The sequence below is a fragment of the Acinetobacter junii genome (assembly GCF_018336855.1).
In the GTDB taxonomy this organism is placed as follows: domain Bacteria; phylum Pseudomonadota; class Gammaproteobacteria; order Pseudomonadales; family Moraxellaceae; genus Acinetobacter; species Acinetobacter junii.
The window spans coordinates 274,402-295,500 of sequence record NZ_CP059558.1 but is presented as its reverse complement, the minus strand read 5'-3'; the positions used below and the strand labels follow the sequence as shown (position 1 = coordinate 295,500).

The window sequence follows — 21,099 nt, the reverse complement described above, 5'->3', positions numbered from 1 at the left end:
TTAGTATATTCTTGAGCTTCATATTATTTATTGGAGAATATCTAAATCATCTAAGTTTTCTTCTTGATTATACAATTTCTTTAAAATAATAAGCTGCTCATTGGCATTGTGAATTTTTCCATTATACTTCAATATCTGAGCATATTTCTTTAGATTATATTGAGTTGCCTCATTTTTTACCATATACCCTATTTTATTTAATTCGTGATCAGATAATTTTGTTCTGGGGCTCATTTCTATCCATTCTAAATTTTTTTGGAATTTTGTTAAAAATAGAACTCTGTTACTACCTAAAAAAGCAATATTTGCTGATTCATATCTAAAAATAAATTGGCTATTTTTTTGAAGAAACTTACAATCCCTCCAAACCAAGAGCAGCAAAACAACAAAGATAAATAAAACACAGCAAAATATTCGTTTATTTATAGTAATAAATTTTAAATTAGATTTTTGAGCTTGAACAATCCCTAATAAAAAACCTGTAGGCAGCAAGAAATATGCATAACGCTGCGGAAATTCAAACATAGCATGTATTATTACTGCAGAAGTCATTAAAATTGCAATTACAGAGATTATATCATTGGTATTCTTATTCAACCAAAATAACCATACAGCAATGCTCATAATAATAAATAAGCCTATTGGTATACCATTCCAAACCAAAATATCAAGTAGGATATTATGTGAGCTATTAAACCAAATTTGAACTGTATTAAAATGAATACTTTCAACCACTGCCACACTTGTCTGATTCCACCCATAACCAAACCATGGTCGCTCAATAATTGCATGTAAAATTTGCAACCACATTCCAATTCGCTCATGTCCAGAGCTAGCTCGTTCTAGAATTGAAACAGTGTGAGTTATACTCCCAAAAAAATTATGCATAATCCATTTTGAAATGCTCGGCAATAAATAGCTAGCTAAGATAAAATACCCTCCTACCCAAAAGAATAATTTATTAAAACTCAAACTTAACGGTTTTTTATATAAAAGATAGGCAATGATAAAAATAAAAACTAACCAGGAAGTTCGGGATTGAGTTAATGCAATACCAATTAATATAATAACACTACAGATAATAAGCTTCTTAACAGGTATATTTGTTGTTTCATACAAATACAGACCACCCAATAAGCCAATTATTAAAAATGTGGCTAAGTTATTAGGTTGTCCAAAGTTTGCATAAGGGCGGTTTCCATTTAATTGCATGATACCATATGCATAAAACTCTAAATTCAACCATTGGAGTATAGCCATAAGACTACTAATTATTGCTACTTTAAATACTAAATTACTAAATCCGAACATTAATAATTCACGCTGTTTGGGCAGTAAAGCGAGGTTAAATCCAGCTATAATCATTAACCAAAAACCCAACAGATAAATTAGTGCTAAAAATGCAATGCTAAAATCATCAATAACCCCCATGAACCATTGTACAACAGGGACTATTACAATAAATAACATCCACAATTGTATTTTAGGAATCTTTATATCTTGAAATAGCATTGCTATAAGTAAAATTATACCTGCTATAAAGCTTAAAAACTCACTTGAAAAAGTTGACCAAGGATAGCTATATGGTGGAATTAGCCAAGCAAAACCAAGTAGGATACCAGAAAAAAAAATAGGAAATATTGCATAGTTTATAGCCAAAGTTCCAACAAATTTGTTCATAAGATCACTCTTATAATTAAGGATTATTTCCAAGGACGCAGGTCAACCACCTCAATAACACTACCTTTTTCCTTATTAATTAACACTGTCATATCAACAATATTGGATTTTAATGGAACATATGCATTGGCTTCAGGAAATTTTATTAGAATTTCTTTAACTGTATTCTTATCATTATATTGCTCTAATAAACTTAAACTTTGCGCCTTATTTTGCATCGTTTTTTTCACCTTATTTATTGCAATATATCTTTCAGGATTCTGCGCAATGGAAACCCCTTCAGTAACCTCTTTAAATAAATCATTATTACGAGTTGCTCTATCTTTAGAAAATTCAACTCCAACAAATTTCGGTTTAAACCAAGATTTTCTTCTATATTCCTGAGGAATATTATCAATATTATCGACTACTAAATCATTCGCACGAACCAGTTCAAAGCGGTCAACATTATATACAATCCAGACAGGCCTACCCTGCTCAATACTATAAACACCGTAAATTAATGCAGAAATTTGAATAAAAATAATCATACTCAAATCTATTTTTAAGTTTTTTTTATCCTCTTTGTATATCAATAACGACAATAATGGACCAATAATAATATCAATTGTAATTAGCATTACAAAAACTTCTGTTAGTCCAACTGCTTTTCCTAGTGGTGTTGGATACCAAATTAAAAAGACCACCCCGACTATAATCAAAGCAATTAATAATGAAATTATAAGATGTGAAAGAAAAAATTTAATTCGCTTAGACACATTAACTCCATTTAAAAAGTCTTAACTTTAATATCATAAAGTTTTCATTAATAAAAAAGAGTGCCTTAGCACTCCTTTTATAAGCCGATCTTATAAATTAACGACATTCAGCTGGTGCATATTTAGCTAATAATGTAGGCGCAACAGTTGGAGCAATAGGAGATGCAGCTTTTCCAGCAGCATAGCATGTCCAAACAATATTACCGCCTGCTGGTGGTGTACCTTGAACTAAAGCTACCGGTGTTGCTGCACTTGCTGCACTATTAGCAGTTGGAACTAAAACTAGAGTCCCGTTACCAGCTGCTGCAGTTGTCGTGATTGTAATTTGACCAGTAGCTGGTGCAATTGAAATTGAAGACAAGTTTGGAGTTGCTTGTGGTGGAGTCCAACCGCTCGCAAAAGCCTTAGCATTTGCTGCATTTTCAGCTACAGCTAATTTAGCAGAAGAAGCTACTGCCAATCCTTCTGATACGCGAGCACGAACAGTATAATCTTGGTAAGCAGGAATCGCTACAGCAGCCAAGATACCGATGATTGCTACAACGATCATTAATTCAATAAGAGTAAAACCCTTTTGCATTGATTTCATAACATTTCTCCAATGTATAAATTTTTATAAGCTTTTATTAGCTACTTGTATTCAGCATGTTCTATGCCAGTCCTTAGCTTATCGAATTTTAGCTTAAAAAAACAGAGACTTAAAACATTATTCAGCACGGACAAAAGTCCATCTTTTTTGACAAAAAGAAATAATAATTGACAAAATATGTCACCATTTTGCAAGTCTGAGACCCTACCTAAGGAATTTTTACTGTTTTTTTAGTGATTTTCGCAATTAAAGGAGAATTTAATCACATAGTTTTACTTATCTTTTTTTCTAAAAAATGATGAATAAATAGACCATTTATCGGAAGATAAACGGTCTAATCGAAATAGATTGAATTGATTTTTGATAAAACAGCTTAATAAAGGCTCAATTTAAAATATGTGGTTCATTTGGAAGCTCATTGTTCACTTCATTTTTATTGTTTTTACCATAAAAATCATCAAGCACTGAACCAATCTGCTCCACTCCATGTTTAACAGCACCTTGATATTGTTTCGCAGTCAAAAAGCTGATCATTTCCTGACAGATTTGAGTCCAGATATGTGTTTGTGTTGCGTACTTCAAACCACGATCAATCAAAATCTCAACTTTACGCTCACACAAATTTAAATAAAGCAGCACACCACTATTCAACTCGGTATCCCACACACCTAATTCTGCAAAGAGTTGCTGCGCACGTAAACGTGTATTTTGGTAATAAGCTTGTGAACAAGGTATATGACCTTCAATTACCACCTGAATTTCGCCTACATGACCTTTTTCTGCTTGCTGTACTGCTCTAGCGATCTCTTGTCGATCTTGTTTATTAAAATACCGATGTGCCGATGAAACGTAAAAAAAATGCTTTAACCAGCGTTTTGCACTAGGTTGTACAGATTCATCTAGCTTTGGTTGCGTAATAATTTCTGTTGTATCTGTTTTAGTTACCATGATCCTGAGGCACCTCCCCCTCCAAAGCTACCGCCACCACCGCTATAGCCACCACCACTACCGCCAAATCCTCCACCTCCGCCTCCGCGTCCTCCACCAGACAAGAAAGCTTGAAAAATCAGTTGAGCAAGTGATGTGATTAATAAAAAGAAAATACCTACACCAAGCAGCAAACTCATAAGGATACCAGCACCATTTACTAAACCTGCAACTGTTGCAGCAAAAGCAGCAGTAGATGCACTTAATCGTTTACCGACAATGAACGATCCTATGACACCCGCAATTAAAATAAATAGCCCCATCATAAGCGTATTATCTTTCGCTTGTTGTGCTTGGATTGCCTGCTCATGTCGCTCTTTGAGCTCTTGAGCAGATTGTTGAGCGATCTCTGGATCAAGATTAACGATACGGGTAAGCTCATCCAAACCTGACGAAATCCCTTGTGCATATTGACCTTGTTTAAAATAAGGCGTGATCTGATTTCGAATTATTCGACTCAATACCACATCAGGTAATACACCCTCCAAGCCATAACCTGTCAATATTTGAATTTTACGATCGTTGATCGCAATCGCCATCAATAAACCATTATCACGCTTGGCAGAACCTAATTGCCATTTTTCGCCTGTACGCAAAGCAAAGTCAAAAATGGCTTCTTGTCCTGTCGTTGGCACAATGATTACACCGATTTGTGCTTTGCCTTGTTGATATAAACTCAGAATTTTTTGGTTAAGTTGCTGTATTTCAGCCTGACTCAACACCTTAGCTTGATCAATAACAGGTTGATTTAAAGTCGGTAAACCTCGAATTGATTCACCATCCTCCATATCATTGGCAACTTTTGGCAATACGGGTGCTTGTGTTGACTGCGATGATGTAGAGGTATTTTTCTGCTGATCTTGAATGATTTTTCCAGCAACAATCACATCACTGTGATCTGTTGCGGTTGCAACCTCCGCCCAAACGGTATGCTGACAACAAAGCAGCGCAAAAAGAATAATAAGAATATATTTAATTTTTTGCGTTGGTTTTATCAACATACCTTACTCCTTATCGATCTAACTAATTTCAGATCTTAATTAAATGAAACTGTCGGAGCTTGCTGTGCGGATTGTTCTGCTTTGAAGTTCTCTTTGGTTTTCATTCCAATAACTTTTGCAGTCATTACCTGTGGGAACTGACGTACATAAGCATTGTAATCTTGAACAGTCGTGATATAGCGATTGCGAGCCACGGCTATACGATTTTCAGTACCTTCCAATTGGGCTTGTAGATCACGAAATTGTTCGTTGGCTTTTAGGTCGGGATAATTTTCAGAAACAGCAATTAGACGAGACAATGCACCCGTTAATTGACTCTGTGCTTGCTGGTATTTCTCAAATAAAACCGGATCTTCTAAAACTTCTTTATCAACTTTTAAACCCGCAACATTCGAGCGTGCTTGAGTCACCTCTGTGAGCACTTGTTCCTCATGTTTGGCATAGCCTTTCACGACATTAACAAGATTTGGAACTAAATCAGCACGACGTTGATATTGGTTTTGTACTTCTGACCATGAAGCACTCACAGCTTCATCTTTCACTTGCAACGTATTATAACCACAACCCGTGAATAACAATGTGCTTGCCAATACGGTTGCCAAAGCGGTGTGTTTGATCATTTTCATAAAAATTTATCCTCAAGTTTTTCTTTATATTTTTGCGATAATTCATTGTAGTGAGATTTTTTGCTATCTGTGTAACATTTATTTAAGTTGATTTATTTTTAGATTAAATAATAAAAAGCACTACTCAATTCGCTTGAAGTAATGCTTTGCAATACGAGGAGAATTATGCTGTCAGCCTAATTAACTGTAAATTTTAGACGCGGTTTGCTCTTGAAAACTGATCATTCCATATTCGTCAGCCATACGTGCTTTCCAGTAGTTTACCAATTTCGTATAGTCGTGCTTTGCAGGATGGAAATCTGTTTGATAATACGATAAGTATTCAGGAATAAGCTGAATTAACATTTTTCCAAGTAAATAGATTCCAAATAGATTACCACTGACTTTCGGTAAGCTTTTCCATTTATCTTGCCAAACTAAACGTGAGGTTGCATAGAACGTCAAACTTGCAAAACCAGTGGTTACACTTCGCATTAATAAACGACGAATACGATCATCGCCATAGACCTCTTGATAGACATCAAAGGCAACAGAGCGATGTTCAATTTCTTCAATTGCATGCCACACCCATAATTTCATTGCATCATCATCTAAGGTACTTAATATTTCTGGATGTTTGAGAATGTAACCGCCTAACATCGCAGTAAAATGTTCAAATGCACAAGTTAAAGCGAGCTGTAATTTTGGATGAATGTTTCGTAGTGCATCATCACGCTTTGCCAGCCACGCTTGAAAACGATCAAGGTTATAATCCTCTTTACGCCATGCATCATTGAACTCAGTATGGGCTTTAGAATGCATAGCTTCTTGTCCAATAAATGCAGCAATTTGTGCTTGTAACTGAGGATCTTTAACTTTATCTCGTACGTTCCGCACACTGTTCACAAAATATTGTTCACCAATTGGAAAAGTGGATGATAACGCAGTTAAAAGATGCGACATTAACGGAGAATTAGCAAAATAGTGTCGTTGAATTTTTTTAGGATTAAATTGCAAACGACGCACTGTAATTCCCAAAGCTTTGGGACGATTTAAATAGCCTTTCTCTGAATTTGCATTTGCAAGTGCCATCTTGAGTTCCTGCACATTTTATATACTGACTTTGAGTATTGCGCTGCAGGATAGTCAAGCATAGGGCAAAATAGCTTATACGATTTGCCAAAACTACCAAAAAGATAAGGTGAAAATAGTAGAGCCTGCATAATGCAGGCTCTACTTAGACGTTTTTACAATATTTTCTGGATTAAACACCAAGGTAATCTAAAATACCCTCGGCAGCTTGACGGCCTTCCCAGATAGCAGTTACAACAAGATCAGAACCACGCACCATGTCTCCGCCTGCGAAGATTTTTGGATTAGAGGTCTGGAACTTGAACTCTTGCTGTTCAGCTGCCACTACACGACCTGAACCATCTAAGCTCACATTCGCAGAACCAAACCAATCCGCAGGACTTGGACGGAAACCGAAAGCAAGCAATACTGCATCAGCTGGTAAAACTTCTTCAGAACCAGGAATTGGCTCGGGGCTACGACGACCACGGCTATCAGGCTCACCCATCTGTGTAGTCACCACTTTAACACCAGTCACTTTGCCATTCTCGCCCACAATCTCGATCGGTTGGCGATTGAATAGGAATTTTACACCCTCTTCATAGGCATTTTTCACTTCGCGCGCAGAACCCGGCATGTTGCTTTCGTCACGACGGTAAGCACATGTCACATCATGTGCACCTTGGCGTAATGAAGTACGGTTACAGTCCATCGCAGTATCACCACCACCCAGAACAATCACCTTTTTGCCATCTACACTGATGTATTCGCTTGGATCTTTTTCCCAGCCTTGGCAACGATTTACATTCGCAATTAAGAAATCTAATGCATCGTAAACACCATCAAGATCTTCACCAGGGAAACCACCTTTCATATAAGTGTATGTTCCCATACCCATGAATACTGCATCGTATTCAGCAAGCAACTGTTCAATCGTTACATCGACACCAATTTCAGTATTCAAACGGAACTCAATGCCCATCCCCGTGAAGATTTCACGACGACGTTTCATCACATCTTTTTCCATTTTAAATTCTGGAATACCGAATGTTAGTAGACCACCAATTTCAGGACGTTTATCAAATACAACTGGTTTTACACCACCGCGCGCAAGAATATCTGCACAACCTAAGCCTGCTGGACCTGCACCAATAATTGCAACTTTTTTATTCGTCCATTTAACGCCAGACATATCTGGGCGCCAGCCTAAAGCAAAGGCAGTATCGTTGATATATTTTTCAGCATTACCAATCGTTACTGCACCAAAGCCGTCATTTAAAGTACAAGCACCTTCGCATAAACGGTCTTGTGGACATACACGACCACAAACTTCTGGCAATGTATTGGTCTGGTGGCAAAGTTCAGCTGCTTGAAAAATTTGACCTTCAGCAATCAGTTTTAACCAGTTTGGAATGTAGTTATGTACAGGACATTTCCATTCACAATATGGGTTACCACATCCTAAACAACGATGAGTCTGGTTTGCAGCCACTTCCGCTGTAAAAGGTTTATAAATTTCCACAAACTCTGCTTTGCGGACAGTAATATCTTTTTTCTCTGGATCTTGACGTGGTACATCCAGAAATTGAAAGTCATTATTGAGGCGTTCTGCCATGTCTCTCTCCGTGGGTAGGCGCAGCGATGTCTCTCATCTCTGCACCTGCCTATGTCTTTGCAGTCGTGGAATTATTGTGGATCAGCTTGGGTTGTTTTCAAAAGCGTTTGCAAATTAGCAGCTTTTGGTTTTACAAGCCAGAACTTACGACTATAGAAGTCGAACTCATTACGGATTTTATATGCCCAAGCACTACCTGTTTCTTTGATATGTTCATCAAGGATACGCAGTAGATTTTCTTTGTGATCTTCCATCGACTCGGTAGAGATACGATTTAGGTCAATCAGCTCATGGTTGTAGTAGTCTACAAAGTCATTATCAAGGTCAAGTACATAAGCGAAACCGCCTGTCATACCCGCACCAAAGTTATGACCAACTTTACCTAAGACAGTTACCACACCACCTGTCATATATTCACAGCAGTGATCGCCAGCACCTTCAATTACCGCAAAAGCACCTGAGTTACGAACAGCGAAACGCTCACCTGCAGTACCAGCAGCAAATAACTTACCGCCAGTCGCACCATACAAACAAGTGTTACCGATGATTGCAGTATTTTGTGTTTGGAACGGTGAACCTTTTGGTGGGAAGATCGAAACACGACCACCCGCCATGCCTTTACCAACGTAATCGTTCGCATCACCTTCAAGTTTGATATGCAGACCACCTGCGTTCCAAACACCAAGTGACTGACCAGCTGTACCAACAAGATTCATCACAACTGGGCTGTTTTCCATCCCTAAGTTGCCGTAGCGACGTGCGATCTCACCTGAAATACGTGCGCCAATTGAACGATCACAGTTACCAACAGTGAAATTAAATGAACCACCTGTACCTGCTTCAATCGCTGGTAGCATTTCAGCAACCATTTTCTCAGCCAATACACCTTTATCAAATGGCGCATTACCTTGAACTTGGCAATACTGAGCTTTACCTTCAGCAGATGGATGTGAAGTCAATAAAGCGCTGAGATCAAGATGAGCATGCTTTTCAGTTTCACCTGGTAAAACTTCAAGCAAATCAACGCGACCAATCAAATCTTTAAGTGATGCAACACCTAGAGCAGCTAACCATTCACGTGTTTCTTCTGCAATAAACTTGAAGAAGTTAATCAACATTTCTGGTTCGCCAATATAGTGTTCTTGACGTAAATGATCTTGCTGAGTTGCAACACCAGTTGCACAGTTATTCAAGTGGCAAATACGAAGATATTTACAACCTAATGCGATCATTGGTGTAGAACCGAAACCAAAGCTTTCAGCACCTAAAATTGCTGCTTTGATTACATCCAGACCTGTTTTTAAACCACCATCAGTTTGTACACGCACCTTACCACGCAAATCATTTACACGAAGTGCTTGATGCGCTTCACTTAAACCTAATTCCCAAGGCGAACCTGCATGGTGAATTGATGAAAGTGGAGATGCCGCTGTACCACCGTCATAACCTGAAATGGTAATGAAGTCAGCATAAGCTTTTGCAACACCTGCAGCAATGGTTCCAACACCTGGCTCAGATACCAGTTTTACCGATACCATTGCTTGAGGGTTTACTTGCTTCAAGTCAAAGATCAACTGAGACAAATCTTCAATTGAGTAAATATCGTGGTGTGGCGGTGGTGAAATCAAAGTCACACCTGGTACCGAGTAACGTAAACGTGCAATTAAGCCATTCACTTTACCACCTGGTAACTGACCACCCTCACCTGGTTTTGCACCTTGTGCCACTTTAATCTGCAAAACTTCAGCAGAAGTTAAGTACGCTGGTGTTACACCAAAACGACCTGATGCAATTTGTTTGATTTTCGAGTTACGAATCGTGCCGTAACGCGCTGGGTCTTCACCGCCCTCACCTGAGTTCGAACGACCACCAATTGTATTCATTGCGATTGCAATTGCTTCGTGTGCTTCTGGAGATAATGCACCCAAAGACATACCAGCAGAGTCGAAACGAGGAAGGATATCTTCAATGCTTTCAACTTGATCAAGCGCAATTGAATTTGTGGTTTTTAATTTGAATAAGTCACGAATCGTTGCAACAGGGCGGTTATTCACCAACTCTGCATATTCTTTAAAGTCTTGGTATTGACCTGAGCGAACAGCCTTGTGAAGTGAGTTAATCACGTCTGGGTTGAATGCATGGTACTCTTTACCAAATACAAATTTAAGTAAACCACCTTGATCAATCGGCTTACGGTTCTGCCAAGCAGTTGTTGCCAATTTTTTCTGATCGTTTTCTAAATCTGCAAATGTTGCACCTTGAATACGGCTTGGTACACCAAGGAAACACTTATCCACGACTTCAGAAGATAAACCTACCGCTTCGAATAATTGACCACCGCGATAAGAAGCAACTGTCGAAATACCCATTTTAGAAAGAACTTTCAATAAGCCTTTCTCAATACCTTTACGGAAGTTTGCTTGTGCGTGGATTGGATCACCCAATAACTCGCCTTTAGCAACTAGGTCATTGATTACATCATAAGCCAAGTAAGGGTAAACTGCTGTAGCACCAAAGCCGAGCAATACAGCAAATTGATGTGGATCACGGGCAAAACCTGTCTCAACTAAAATGTTTGCATCTGTACGCAAACCAGTTTTAATTAAGTGATGATGTACGGCACCTGTTGCCAATGCTGAATTCGCAGGTAAGAAGCCTTCACGGAAGTTCTTATCTGTTAATACGATCAGTGTTTTTCCATCACGAACAGCTTGAGCAGCTTCTTCACAAATACGAGCAATTGCCGCTTGTAAACCCTCAGCTTCAGCGTAGTTCAAATCAATATCAACAACGCCATAACCTTCGCGCTCTTTTTCCACATCACGAAGCTGCTGCATTTTTGAGTTTGACAATACAGGGCTTGAAATAATGATGCGGTCAGCGTGCTCTGGACCTTGTTCAAATACGTTTTGCTCACGACCTAAGCAAGTTTCCAATGACATCACAATCGATTCACGTAATGGATCGATTGGTGGATTGGTTACTTGAGCAAACTGTTGACGGAAATAATCAGACACATGACGCACCTGACGAGACAATACCGCCATTGGCGTATCATCGCCCATCGAACCAACAGCTTCTTGACCACTTTCTGCGATAGGACGTAACAATTGATCACGCTCTTCAAATGTCACCATAAACATTTTTTGAGCTGCTTTTAATGCATCGCCAGTTAAACCTTGATCAACTAATTGTTCTTCAAGTTGTGGGTTCGCTTGCAAACGGATTGCGTGATCACGCAACCATTCACGGTATGGACGCATGTTTTTAAGATGGTTACTAACATCTTTAGTATCGAGAACTTTACCTGTCAGTGTATCTACAACAAGGATTTGACCAGGACCTACACGGCCTTTAGATACCACATCTTCTGGTTCATAACCCCATACACCGATCTCAGATGCAAGTGTGATGTAATCATTTTTAGTGATCACCCAACGTGCCGGACGCAAACCATTACGGTCAAGCATACAGATTGCATGGCGACCATCTTGAATAACCAAACCTGCTGGACCATCCCAAGCTTCCATATGCTTAGAGTTGAACTCATAGAAAGCACGTAAGTCAGCATCTAAGGTTTCAACGTTTTGCCAAGCTGGTGGAACTAACATACGTAGTGCACGGAATAAATCCATACCACCACCAACTAAGATTTCAAGCATATTATCTAAGCTTGAAGAATCCGAGCCAGTACGGTTAACGATTGGATTTAATTCAGTTAAGCCTGGAAGTAATGGGTTTTCAAACTTTGGAGTACGCGCCAAAGCCCAGTTACGGTTTGCAGTAATGGTATTAATTTCACCATTGTGTGCAAGATAACGGAAAGGCTGAGCCAATGGCCAACGCGGTAATGTATTGGTTGAGAAGCGTTGATGGAATACAACGATATGTGATTTTAGACGCTCATCTGCCAAATCAGTGTAGAAGTCAGCAATAGCAGCAGGCATCATCAAGCCTTTATAGCTAATCACTGTTGTGGCTAAAGTAGTCACATAAAATAAAGGATCATTTTGTAATTGTTGTTCAGCACGACGACGCGCTAAAAAGAGTTTACGATTAAACTCAACTTCAGTGACACCCATAGGGCAGTTCACTAAAATTTGTTCAAATGCTGGAAGTGATTGCAACGCAATTTCACCTAGAGCATCATTATTTGTCGGCACAACACGCCATGCTGCAACGGTAAGACCTTCAGCTGTAATTTCTTTGTTCAGAATATTTTTGGCATTTTGAGCTAAAGCAGGGTCAATATTTAAAAATACAGTACCCGCAGCAAAAATCTCAGTAAGATTAGTACCTAACTTCTGAGCTTCGTCACGAAAGAACTGTTTCGGCATAGCCAACAGCAATCCGCACCCATCTCCCGTCTTACCATCTGCGGCAATACCACCACGGTGCGTCATGCAACTTAAACTGTGAATTGCGGTTTCCACAAGATGATGACTTGAATCACCCTTCATATGGGCAATCAAACCAAAACCACAGTTATCCTTAAACTCATCAGGTTGATATAAACCTTGAGCGGGAGCTACAGTATTAGGCGATGGCATGTGCATAGCGTACCCTTCTTTCAACATGGCTCTTTCGAGCAACAAACAATCAATTCATTTTCTGCGATATTGCCGATCAACTCATATAAAGTTCAATGCTTCGCGAAAACATTTTTTCTGGCGGATTTGCAATATACGCTGTTCCGCTAGGACATTCAGCGCATTTCACCATATAAAGTGTTTTTAGTTATTACACCTTCACACTTCTTTGTAAAGCACAAAAACTTTACATTTCACCAAAATAATGAATCATTTAGCACTAAAAAGAGCAATGAGCAGATAAATTAGCACCACAACGATGCAAAAAATATGCCATAAAATTATAAATTTACTAAATCATTAAAAAAGTTAAAATAACTAAAAATTATAAAGATATAAGACGTTTCCTTTTAGAACAAAATTGCACCAAAAAAAAGCTTAATGCAACAATTTTGAACTATTTTGCACTATTTTAATGCAATGTCAATTAAACGGATCCGTTACTTCTCTTCTAGAAGAATCTGAATTTTCTCTTATTTTTTCAGGAGTTGAGCTATTATTTTGTTGATTAGACTGACTTTGTCTAACGTTAACCACATTACCCTGTGCATCGCGCTGAGTCACAGTTGTTGTCACAGTTGTTGAAGTATTCACACTCTGACTTAAAGCTGTATTTGATGAACCCTTCACCTGCTGCCCACTCATCAACAAAGTTTCATCTATTTTAGGTAATGCTGCTGGCTTCAATCGCACTTCAAATAACTGATTCGAGGCTGACTTTAACTCATCTGAGCCTAAATCATTTACATAAGATGTATAAGCAGATAATTGCTGAATGGTCGGATGTATTGACTTTGGTAAAACTAAATTAAGTTGGGAAAATTGACGTTTAGCTTCTTCAGCGTTTGGGAAAAGACCATATGCCAATACATATTGTTCAACCTGTTGATCGCCACTCAAACGAAAATAACTAAATTTATTCCGATCTGCACGACTCAACAAAAAGTTTTTAACAATTGCCTCATCCGAACTACGAAAAATTTCAACAACCCATTGACGTTGATTTTCACTGATAAATTTTGTTCCACGGAATTCAGGTGCATGTTCATTCGACACAACAACACGAGTTGTCAGATCTAGTGGTTTAACCTCATTCGTTAATGCACCTAAATTCGTAGTCGCTGTTACTTTTTCGGACTTTATTTCAACCTGTGCTTCATTTTTAGAAGGGTGATCCACCTCAACAAGTGCATCACGATCCGTTACAGCCCAAAATATCAGTGCAGCCACCAAACAAGCAATTGAGAAAAAAAGCCAGCTATACTGTTGAATATTTTGCCAAATTGATCGTGACACAGCTATATTACCCTAATTTTAATTACGCGCTTTGGTTTGCAAGAATTGCTTGTTTCATCAACTCAACATCAAAATCCTTAGTGATCACTGCTCGTCCAAGTTGTTTCAACAAAACCAAACGCAATTGACCATTCAAAACTTTCTTATCATGTGCCATATAAGCTAAGAATTCTTCAAGAGGAATTTTTGGACATGATATCGGTAAACGAGCACGTTGAATGATTTTTTTTGTACGCTCAAGATCTCTCTTTGAGATCCAACCCAAACGTTCAGACAAATCAGCAGCCATCACCATACCCGTAGCAACAGCTTCTCCATGCAACCAAACACCGTAACCTAAATAAGACTCTATTGCATGCCCAAATGTATGTCCTAAATTCAACAAAGCTCGCTCACCTTGCTCTTTCTCATCATTTGCAACAATTCTAGCCTTATGAGCACAAGAGCGATAAACTGCTTCAGCTAACAGGTTAGCATCTCGAGCAATCAACCCATCCATGTTCTCTTCGAGCCAAGTTAAAAAATCAAGATCACCAAGTAAGGCATATTTAATCACTTCTGCCAATCCCGCCGACAACTCTCGATCAGGCAAAGTTTCTAACTGCGCCATATCCGCAAGTACAACTTGAGGTTGTTGAAATGCACCCAGCATATTTTTGCCCAGTGGATGATTAATTCCTGTTTTACCCCCAACACTCGAGTCAACTTGAGATAGTAAAGTTGTAGGAACTTGCACGAAATTTACACCACGTTGAAAACAAGCGGATGCAAAACCAGCCATATCACCTACAACACCACCACCTAAGGCAAGCACTGTACAATCTCGATTAAAACCTGCTTCTAATAAAGCATTAAAAATCAGATTCAAATGCTCAATATCTTTATACTGCTCACCATCAGGTAAGATACAAGTTGCAACTTGTTTATCTAATTGCTCTAAAGCTTTACCATAATGCTCCGCGTATAAAGGTGCGACAGTTGTGTTAGATACCAACATCACTTGTCGTCCGTGCAGATAAGGTTCAAGTAATCTCTTGGGATCTAAATGATTACCAATAAAAATCGGATACCGACGATCCCCCAACTCTACATGTAACGTCTGCATAGCATTAACCACTAAATAAATTACTTGACTTGTTTAGATAAAATTAACTGAAGAATTCTTTGAGCTAAATCTCTTGCTGCACCTTGATTTGTTTCAATAATATAATGAGCAACTTCGCGATAGAGTGGATCTCTCGCCTCTAGCAATTCTCTAAGTTTCTTTTCAGGATTTTCAACTTGAAGTAATGGACGATTTTTATCACGATAGGTACGCTGCAGTTGAAGTTCTACAGGCGTATAAAGATAAACAACTATTCCTCGCTGATGAAGGAATTGACGATTTTCTGCTTGAGTAACTGCACCACCACCTGTTGCTAGAACTAATGATGAACGAGAAGTTAAGTCATTTAATACATTTGTCTCGCGTAAACGAAATCCCACTTCACCTTCTTTTTCAAATATCCATGGAATGGTAGCGCCTGTTTTACGTTCGATTTCATGATCACTATCAATAAAATCACGACCTAACAATTCTGCTAAATGCCGACCAACTGTTGTTTTACCTGCCCCCATTGGCCCTACCAAATAAATATTTGGTAGGGATTCAAACGCTTTGCTTGGCAACGCGCCACCTATATTCATTGCGACTATTGAAAATATATTAATGATTTCTTGTCAAAGTGTCATTAACAATTCTCGGCGTAACAAAAATAAGCAACTCGCGTTTATTGTCTTGTTTAGACTCTCTACGGAATAATTTCCCAACATAAGGCAAATCACCCAAGAATGGAACTTTGGTCTGAGAATTAATATTTTCTTGCTCAAAAATTCCACCAAGAACAACAGTTTCACCATTATCAACCACAACATTGGTATCAATCGTATTTTTATTAATCGTCAACTGCCCTGTAGGTGTTGGCGTTCCTGGTGAATCTTTAGTGATGTTTAATTTCATCATCACCTTACCTTCAGGAGTGATACTCGGTGTAACATCCAAACTTAAGGTCGCATCAATAAATTCAGTTTTTGGAACCGCATTAGCTCCACCACCCGTAGAAGATGAATAAGGAATTTGAGTTCCTGATTCAATTTTTGCAGCTTGCTTATCAGCAGTTAGAACTTTCGGAGTCGAAATCACCTCACCATAACCATCAGCTTGAACTGCTGACAACTCTAGGTCCAACATAAAGTCTGAAAGACTAATTAAACCAAAAGCAATACGACTTGCTCCAGGGGTTACAGCACCTAAATTCACATTTAAGTTATCTGGACGTTCAATATCATATTTCCAACCACCTGTTTCACTGTCCTCACTTGGTTCCCGTAAATTCCATAAAGTTGTATCACTACCACCAACTAGCAAGTCATTATTCGATGCTACTCCTTTAGATAAAATCCCCCACTTCACCCCCATTTCCTTAGTAAAGTCAGTACTCGCACGCACAATACGCGCTTCAATCATCACCTGTTTAACCGATACATCAAGTAAATCGATCATTTTACGGATCTGATCAATTTTCTGAGAAGTATCATTTACAATCAATGTGTTAGTCCGAGGGTCAATCGAAACAGTTCCACGTGGACTCAATAAACTCCCCACACTATCCCCTAAAAGATCATTAACTCCCTGATTACGATTACCACTACCTGAGCCATTTTTACCTTGAGTGATGAGTTTCTCTATATCTGCTGCTTTCGCATAACTCAATTGAATATATTCTGTCTGCAAAGGTGAAAGTTTCACACTTTGAGCGATTGCCTTCGCTTCATCTTCTTCCGCTTTGATCAACTCCGTAACTGGTGCAATCCAAATTACATTTCCATTACGACGCTTATCTAGATTTTTTGTTTTTAAAACAATGTCAAGAGCTTGATCCCAAGGAACATCTTTAAGACGTAGCGTAATATTTCCTTGTACAGTATCAGCAGCAACCATGTTAATTCCCGTAAAATCCGCTAACAACTGCAAAACACGACGAACCTCGATATCTTGGAAATCTAATGAAATTTTATTTCCAGTATAACTTTGTGGTTTAGCTTTATTCGGTGACTTATCTTCTGGTCTTTTTAAACTAATTGTAAGTTTGTTCTCTGCCTGATAAGCCATGTACTCATAGCTACCTGCAGATTGAATAGTAACAACCCCATTTCCTTTGTCGTTATAAGCATCAATACTTGCTACTGGGGTCGCAAAATCATTAGTATTTAAACGACGGGCCAAGTGAGTTGGGATTTTATTTCCAATAGTGCGAACAACAATTTTACTCCCCTGTTGCTGTACATCTACTGGTGTATTACCTCCCAATAAATCAATAACAACTAACCCCTCACCTTGATTTCCTCTTTGAAAACCAATATTGGAAACACCTTGTTGAACTTGTCGAGTAGCAACCGTAGGATTACTGATTAATGTTGGTTTTGCAGAATTTATTTTTAAAACAAAAGTATTACCTTCAACACGGGTTGTGAAAGCACCCGAGTCTTTTAAATTCACGATTAAACGAGCACGCTGATCATCTGCAGCTACATTAATGGAACTTGCCTCATTGGTTAAAACAGGAATAGATGTTTGCTTTAAGTTCTGCTGAGCCTTATCAAAATCTAAAATTAAACGAGCAGGCTGCTCAAGTTGATAGGCCTGTGGTTGAGGAGGCAAACCATTAAACATGACTCTGATTTCAGTACCCTGATCACCCAAGTTCATCGGCACAATATTTGTAATACCCACCTGTGCCGAAGCTACTTGCGAAATAGCAATTGCAACCGCAGCCATAGAAAATTGACGGAATGCATGATTCATGGTCTTCGCTTCCCCAAATAAAGAATCTTTAATCTGTTTTTTCATTTTTATTCCCTTAATTTTATGGTGCCATACCAATTAGAACGAGTGTTCTTGGTCTCTCCACATAACCATCACGCCCATCTGGTACAATTTCCACCAAATCAATTTGAGTCGGACTAATTTTTACCACTCGACCTTGATTCATTCCTAAGTAGTTTCCAACCTGCACCCGCTCAATTTGTCGGTCCGGGGTCTGAATCAGCGCTATCGTTTCATTGGTTTTACCACGCATGCTACCCTTCATATTTAGGGATTCCAACGCATAACTTTCCAGTGGTTGTGGTTGACGATTGAAATTTGGATAAACACGTTTACCCGCCATTATTTTCAACTCAGCCGCCAATGAGCTTGGCATAAATGGACTTTTCAATTGATGTGCTGAATAGTTAAATAATGGTACAGGGCTAAATACCGGTGCTGGCTCAATAGGTAAAGCAGGTTCGTTCCGAATTTCAGCCATTTTTTGGTTTACAGCGTCAATTTTTGAATCACATCCAACCAAAACAAGCCCAGCCATAAAACTAAACAATAATTTATAATTATTCATTAGTTAGTTCCTCCTTGACTAGGTGGATTATTCTGAGGAGGTACCGCCGCTCCAACCTCAGTATTTGCTGCATCATCAGCACCCACATAACGGTAGGTTTTTGCCTTAACGGAGTAATTCACAACAGGAATATCTGACTTCTTCGTCGTATCTTGTGATGCTTCAACCGTGAAATCGTGTAAAGTTACAATTCGAGGCAATGCCGCAATGCCTGTAGCAAATGCTCCAAATGCATGATAATCGCCAGTTGCTTCTATACTAATCGGTTGTTCAATAAAGAATTCTTGCTTAACCTCATTTTCCAAGCGAATGTTTTTAAACTTCAACCCCGAATTTACACCTGTCAAGTTAATATCTTCAACCAAACTTGGAATCTCAGTTTCTTTCGGCAATTGTTCTAGTTGCTGATTAAAATTAGCTTCCATTTCTTGTAACTGAGCTTGGTAACGCTGCAAATTACGCAATTTAGAGTCTTTCTCTCTAAATTCATTCAATAAACTTTGCTCTTTAGCCTCCTCATTAGCAATACGCTCAAGTTGAGATTTAATAACAACAAAGTAACCAAGCGCTAAAACAGCTAAAAAAACAAAAATCCAACATGTCACTTTTACAGATAGCGGCCAGCTACCGTAATTATTCATATCAAGCGTATTAAATTGCTGAAAGAATTGCTCTACTGTCATTTTCTTTTTCTTTACAGCAACATCTTGGTTGAGTTCATTTAATTCTTCTTGACTCATTGTGCTGCCCCCACTGTTCCTGATGCGACCGTTTCTGCTAATGGGTCAGCTTCAACTGTTGTACCTATTTCACCAAGATCAACAGTTACAACAAAACTTCCATAGTTTTCTTCAATACGAGGTATAAGCGAGCTGACAGTTTTGTCTTTTTTCTCTTCAGCCGCTAAAAAGGAATTCATAAAAGCGTTGCGATACCAAGGTGATGCTTCAAGATTTCTCAGTAATTCAGCTACTGTGTTTGGACTTTCAGCTTTACCTTCAATCGTGAACTTATCTCCCGTACGTGTAAATTTAGTCAAATACATAGTTGGCGGAGTTACTCGCACCAATTCATCGATTAAACGTACAGCAACAGGTCTTTGACCTTGCAATCCTTGAATGAGTTTCATCCGTTCAATAATTGCATTACGTCGCTCTTGCAAGCCATCTAAGGATTTTAATTGAGCATCAAGATTTTGATTTGTGCTCACAATCAGTTGGTTCGCTTGTTCTTGATCATTTAATTTGTAATCAAGATAACCCCATCCTGCCAAAACTGATGCCACACCTAATGCAGCAACCCCTACACAGTATGCAATAAATTGTTTCTTTCGTTGTTCTCTTAGCTCATCACGCCAAGGGAGTAAGTTAATCTTTGCCATTAATCAAAACTCCTCAATGCTAATCCACATGCCACCATCAATGATGAGGCATCATTTTCTATTTTTTTGATATCGATTTGGGGAGAAAAGCCCATTTGTAAAAATGGGTTGGCAATCGTTACTCGATAACCTAGCTTTTGTTGCAATAGTTTAGCTAGACCTGGAATATTGGCATTACCACCTGCTAACAGGATGTGGTCAATTTCATTAAATTGAGACGATGAGAAAAAGAATTGCAGCGAACGTGCGGCTTGTTGCACAACTGCATCAAGAAACGGTTCTAAAACTTCAGTATCGTAATCATCTGGCAAACTTCTTTCTTTTTTAGCTCGACCAGCTTCTTCAAAAGATAAACCATAGCGATTTTGAACGTCTTGAGTAAGTTGTTTTCCACCAAATACTTGCTCACGAGTATAGATAATTTTACCTTTTTGCATGACCGATAACGTCGTCATGGTATGCCCAATATCTAGAATACCCACTGTATTCGCACCCATAGGTAGCGTATCAGCGAATACACTAAAAGCACGTTCCATCGCATAACTTTCGACTTCAGCAATCTTTGCCTTTAGACCTGCTAGCTCAAGAACTTCAACACGTGAATCGACATTCTCAGTACGCGTAGCGACTAATAACACATTGACACGATTAGGATTTGCCAATCGATCAGCTAAGACTTCAAAGTCCAAACTAACTTCATCTAATGGGAATGGAATATATTGCTCTGCATCCATACGAATTTGAACTTCCCGTTCATCATCCGTCATGTCAGCATCCATCTCGATGATCTTATTAATGACCATCGAAGTAGGCACGGCAATAGCCACATTGGTAGTGTGAGGGTTTGCAAGATTAACAACTCGTTCAAGCGCGTCGCCAACTGCTTCTGGGTTTAAAATGCTTTTCTCAACCACACTATTTTCAGGTAGTGGCATCAATGCATAACTTTCAACCCAATATCGACCGTTCTTAACAGAGAGTTCCAATAACTTAACAGTTGTCGAACTAATATCGACACCCACTAACCCCTTATTTGGTTTACGATATAACCTGAGCACAGTACTTTCCTATTTATTTTTTTATCCCCAAAAATA

The 21,099-nt window shown here is 38.7% G+C and carries 17 protein-coding genes; all 17 read right to left on the bottom strand.

From position 1 onward, the window contains the following. Positions 1 to 27: 27 nt before the first annotated feature. On the bottom strand, positions 28 to 1,680 hold the full coding sequence (locus tag H2677_RS01385; protein WP_212639001.1) for an O-antigen ligase family protein: 1,653 nt from the start codon (positions 1,678 to 1,680) through the stop codon (positions 28 to 30). 23 nt (positions 1,681 to 1,703) lie between these two features. Beyond that, positions 1,704 to 2,438 carry a TfpX/TfpZ family type IV pilin accessory protein gene (gene tfpZ / locus H2677_RS01380; protein WP_212639000.1) on the bottom strand — a complete coding sequence of 245 codons (735 nt, stop codon included), beginning with the start codon at positions 2,436 to 2,438 and terminating at the stop codon, positions 1,704 to 1,706. Positions 2,439 to 2,535: 97 nt separating this feature from the next. Beyond that, entirely contained in the window at positions 2,536 to 3,027 is a 492-nt protein-coding gene (locus H2677_RS01375; protein WP_212638999.1) for a pilin, read from the bottom strand. 384 nt (positions 3,028 to 3,411) lie between these two features. Further along, positions 3,412 to 3,975 carry a TPM domain-containing protein gene (locus H2677_RS01370; RefSeq protein WP_125299117.1) on the bottom strand — a complete coding sequence of 188 codons (564 nt, stop codon included), beginning with the start codon at positions 3,973 to 3,975 and terminating at the stop codon, positions 3,412 to 3,414. Continuing rightward, positions 3,969 to 5,015: a TPM domain-containing protein gene (locus tag H2677_RS01365; RefSeq protein ID WP_212638998.1), complete on the bottom strand. Its 1,047-nt coding sequence runs from the start codon at positions 5,013 to 5,015 to the stop codon at positions 3,969 to 3,971. Before H2677_RS01365 ends, H2677_RS01370 begins: the two co-directional genes overlap by 7 nt. Positions 5,016 to 5,050: 35 nt before the next feature. Then, on the bottom strand, positions 5,051 to 5,641 hold the full coding sequence (locus H2677_RS01360) for a LemA family protein (protein ID WP_212638997.1): 591 nt from the start codon (positions 5,639 to 5,641) through the stop codon (positions 5,051 to 5,053). A gap of 180 nt (positions 5,642 to 5,821) precedes the next feature. After that, positions 5,822 to 6,712, bottom strand: a complete 891-nt coding sequence (locus tag H2677_RS01355; protein WP_212638996.1) for a metal-dependent hydrolase — start codon at positions 6,710 to 6,712, stop codon at positions 5,822 to 5,824. A gap of 172 nt (positions 6,713 to 6,884) precedes the next feature. Next, positions 6,885 to 8,306, bottom strand: a complete 1,422-nt coding sequence (locus tag H2677_RS01350; protein ID WP_004909607.1) for an FAD-dependent oxidoreductase — start codon at positions 8,304 to 8,306, stop codon at positions 6,885 to 6,887. Between the two features lie 71 nt (positions 8,307 to 8,377). Continuing rightward, on the bottom strand, positions 8,378 to 12,856 hold the full coding sequence (gene gltB / locus H2677_RS01345; RefSeq protein ID WP_017397426.1) for a glutamate synthase large subunit: 4,479 nt from the start codon (positions 12,854 to 12,856) through the stop codon (positions 8,378 to 8,380). A 462-nt stretch (positions 12,857 to 13,318) separates the two neighbouring features. After that, positions 13,319 to 14,197, bottom strand: a complete 879-nt coding sequence (locus H2677_RS01340) for a hypothetical protein (protein ID WP_099947984.1) — start codon at positions 14,195 to 14,197, stop codon at positions 13,319 to 13,321. A gap of 16 nt (positions 14,198 to 14,213) precedes the next feature. Beyond that, positions 14,214 to 15,296 (bottom strand): 3-dehydroquinate synthase, encoded by a 1,083-nt coding sequence (gene aroB, locus H2677_RS01335; RefSeq protein WP_212638995.1) that lies wholly within the window; start codon positions 15,294 to 15,296, stop codon positions 14,214 to 14,216. A gap of 20 nt (positions 15,297 to 15,316) precedes the next feature. Continuing rightward, positions 15,317 to 15,877: a shikimate kinase AroK gene (aroK, locus tag H2677_RS01330; protein ID WP_004909618.1), complete on the bottom strand. Its 561-nt coding sequence runs from the start codon at positions 15,875 to 15,877 to the stop codon at positions 15,317 to 15,319. Positions 15,878 to 15,896: 19 nt separating this feature from the next. Continuing rightward, a complete protein-coding gene (pilQ, locus tag H2677_RS01325; protein ID WP_212639560.1) occupies positions 15,897 to 18,035 on the bottom strand; it encodes a type IV pilus secretin PilQ family protein in 2,139 nt (712 codons plus the stop codon). 61 nt (positions 18,036 to 18,096) lie between these two features. Continuing rightward, on the bottom strand, positions 18,097 to 18,624 hold the full coding sequence (locus H2677_RS01320) for a pilus assembly protein PilP (protein ID WP_004909624.1): 528 nt from the start codon (positions 18,622 to 18,624) through the stop codon (positions 18,097 to 18,099). Further along, positions 18,624 to 19,364 (bottom strand): type IV pilus inner membrane component PilO, encoded by a 741-nt coding sequence (locus H2677_RS01315; protein ID WP_075696026.1) that lies wholly within the window; start codon positions 19,362 to 19,364, stop codon positions 18,624 to 18,626. The genes H2677_RS01320 and H2677_RS01315 overlap by 1 nt, the downstream gene beginning before the upstream one ends. Beyond that, positions 19,361 to 20,005, bottom strand: a complete 645-nt coding sequence (locus tag H2677_RS01310) for a PilN domain-containing protein (RefSeq protein WP_004909633.1) — start codon at positions 20,003 to 20,005, stop codon at positions 19,361 to 19,363. The genes H2677_RS01315 and H2677_RS01310 overlap by 4 nt, the downstream gene beginning before the upstream one ends. Further along, positions 20,005 to 21,063 carry a pilus assembly protein PilM gene (locus H2677_RS01305; RefSeq protein WP_004951546.1) on the bottom strand — a complete coding sequence of 353 codons (1,059 nt, stop codon included), beginning with the start codon at positions 21,061 to 21,063 and terminating at the stop codon, positions 20,005 to 20,007. The genes H2677_RS01310 and H2677_RS01305 overlap by 1 nt, the downstream gene beginning before the upstream one ends. Between the last annotated feature and the right edge of the window lie 36 nt (positions 21,064 to 21,099).

What these genes read in the sequence shown, in the direction of transcription:
- pilQ (WP_212639560.1), bottom strand. Translation starts at nt 18,035, where the DNA reads ATGAATCATGCATTCCGTCAATTTTCTATGGCTGCGGTTGCAATTGCT.
- H2677_RS01320 (WP_004909624.1), bottom strand. Translation starts at nt 18,624, where the DNA reads ATGAATAATTATAAATTATTGTTTAGTTTTATGGCTGGGCTTGTTTTG.
- aroB (WP_212638995.1), bottom strand. Translation starts at nt 15,296, where the DNA reads ATGCAGACGTTACATGTAGAGTTGGGGGATCGTCGGTATCCGATTTTT.
- H2677_RS01365 (WP_212638998.1), bottom strand. Translation starts at nt 5,015, where the DNA reads ATGTTGATAAAACCAACGCAAAAAATTAAATATATTCTTATTATTCTT.
- gltB (WP_017397426.1), bottom strand. Translation starts at nt 12,856, where the DNA reads ATGCCATCGCCTAATACTGTAGCTCCCGCTCAAGGTTTATATCAACCT.
- H2677_RS01350 (WP_004909607.1), bottom strand. Translation starts at nt 8,306, where the DNA reads ATGGCAGAACGCCTCAATAATGACTTTCAATTTCTGGATGTACCACGT.
- H2677_RS01385 (WP_212639001.1), bottom strand. Translation starts at nt 1,680, where the DNA reads ATGAACAAATTTGTTGGAACTTTGGCTATAAACTATGCAATATTTCCT.
- aroK (WP_004909618.1), bottom strand. Translation starts at nt 15,877, where the DNA reads ATGAATATAGGTGGCGCGTTGCCAAGCAAAGCGTTTGAATCCCTACCA.
- H2677_RS01355 (WP_212638996.1), bottom strand. Translation starts at nt 6,712, where the DNA reads ATGGCACTTGCAAATGCAAATTCAGAGAAAGGCTATTTAAATCGTCCC.
- H2677_RS01360 (WP_212638997.1), bottom strand. Translation starts at nt 5,641, where the DNA reads ATGAAAATGATCAAACACACCGCTTTGGCAACCGTATTGGCAAGCACA.
- H2677_RS01315 (WP_075696026.1), bottom strand. Translation starts at nt 19,364, where the DNA reads ATGAGTCAAGAAGAATTAAATGAACTCAACCAAGATGTTGCTGTAAAG.
- H2677_RS01375 (WP_212638999.1), bottom strand. Translation starts at nt 3,027, where the DNA reads ATGAAATCAATGCAAAAGGGTTTTACTCTTATTGAATTAATGATCGTT.
- H2677_RS01370 (WP_125299117.1), bottom strand. Translation starts at nt 3,975, where the DNA reads ATGGTAACTAAAACAGATACAACAGAAATTATTACGCAACCAAAGCTA.
- H2677_RS01310 (WP_004909633.1), bottom strand. Translation starts at nt 20,005, where the DNA reads ATGGCAAAGATTAACTTACTCCCTTGGCGTGATGAGCTAAGAGAACAA.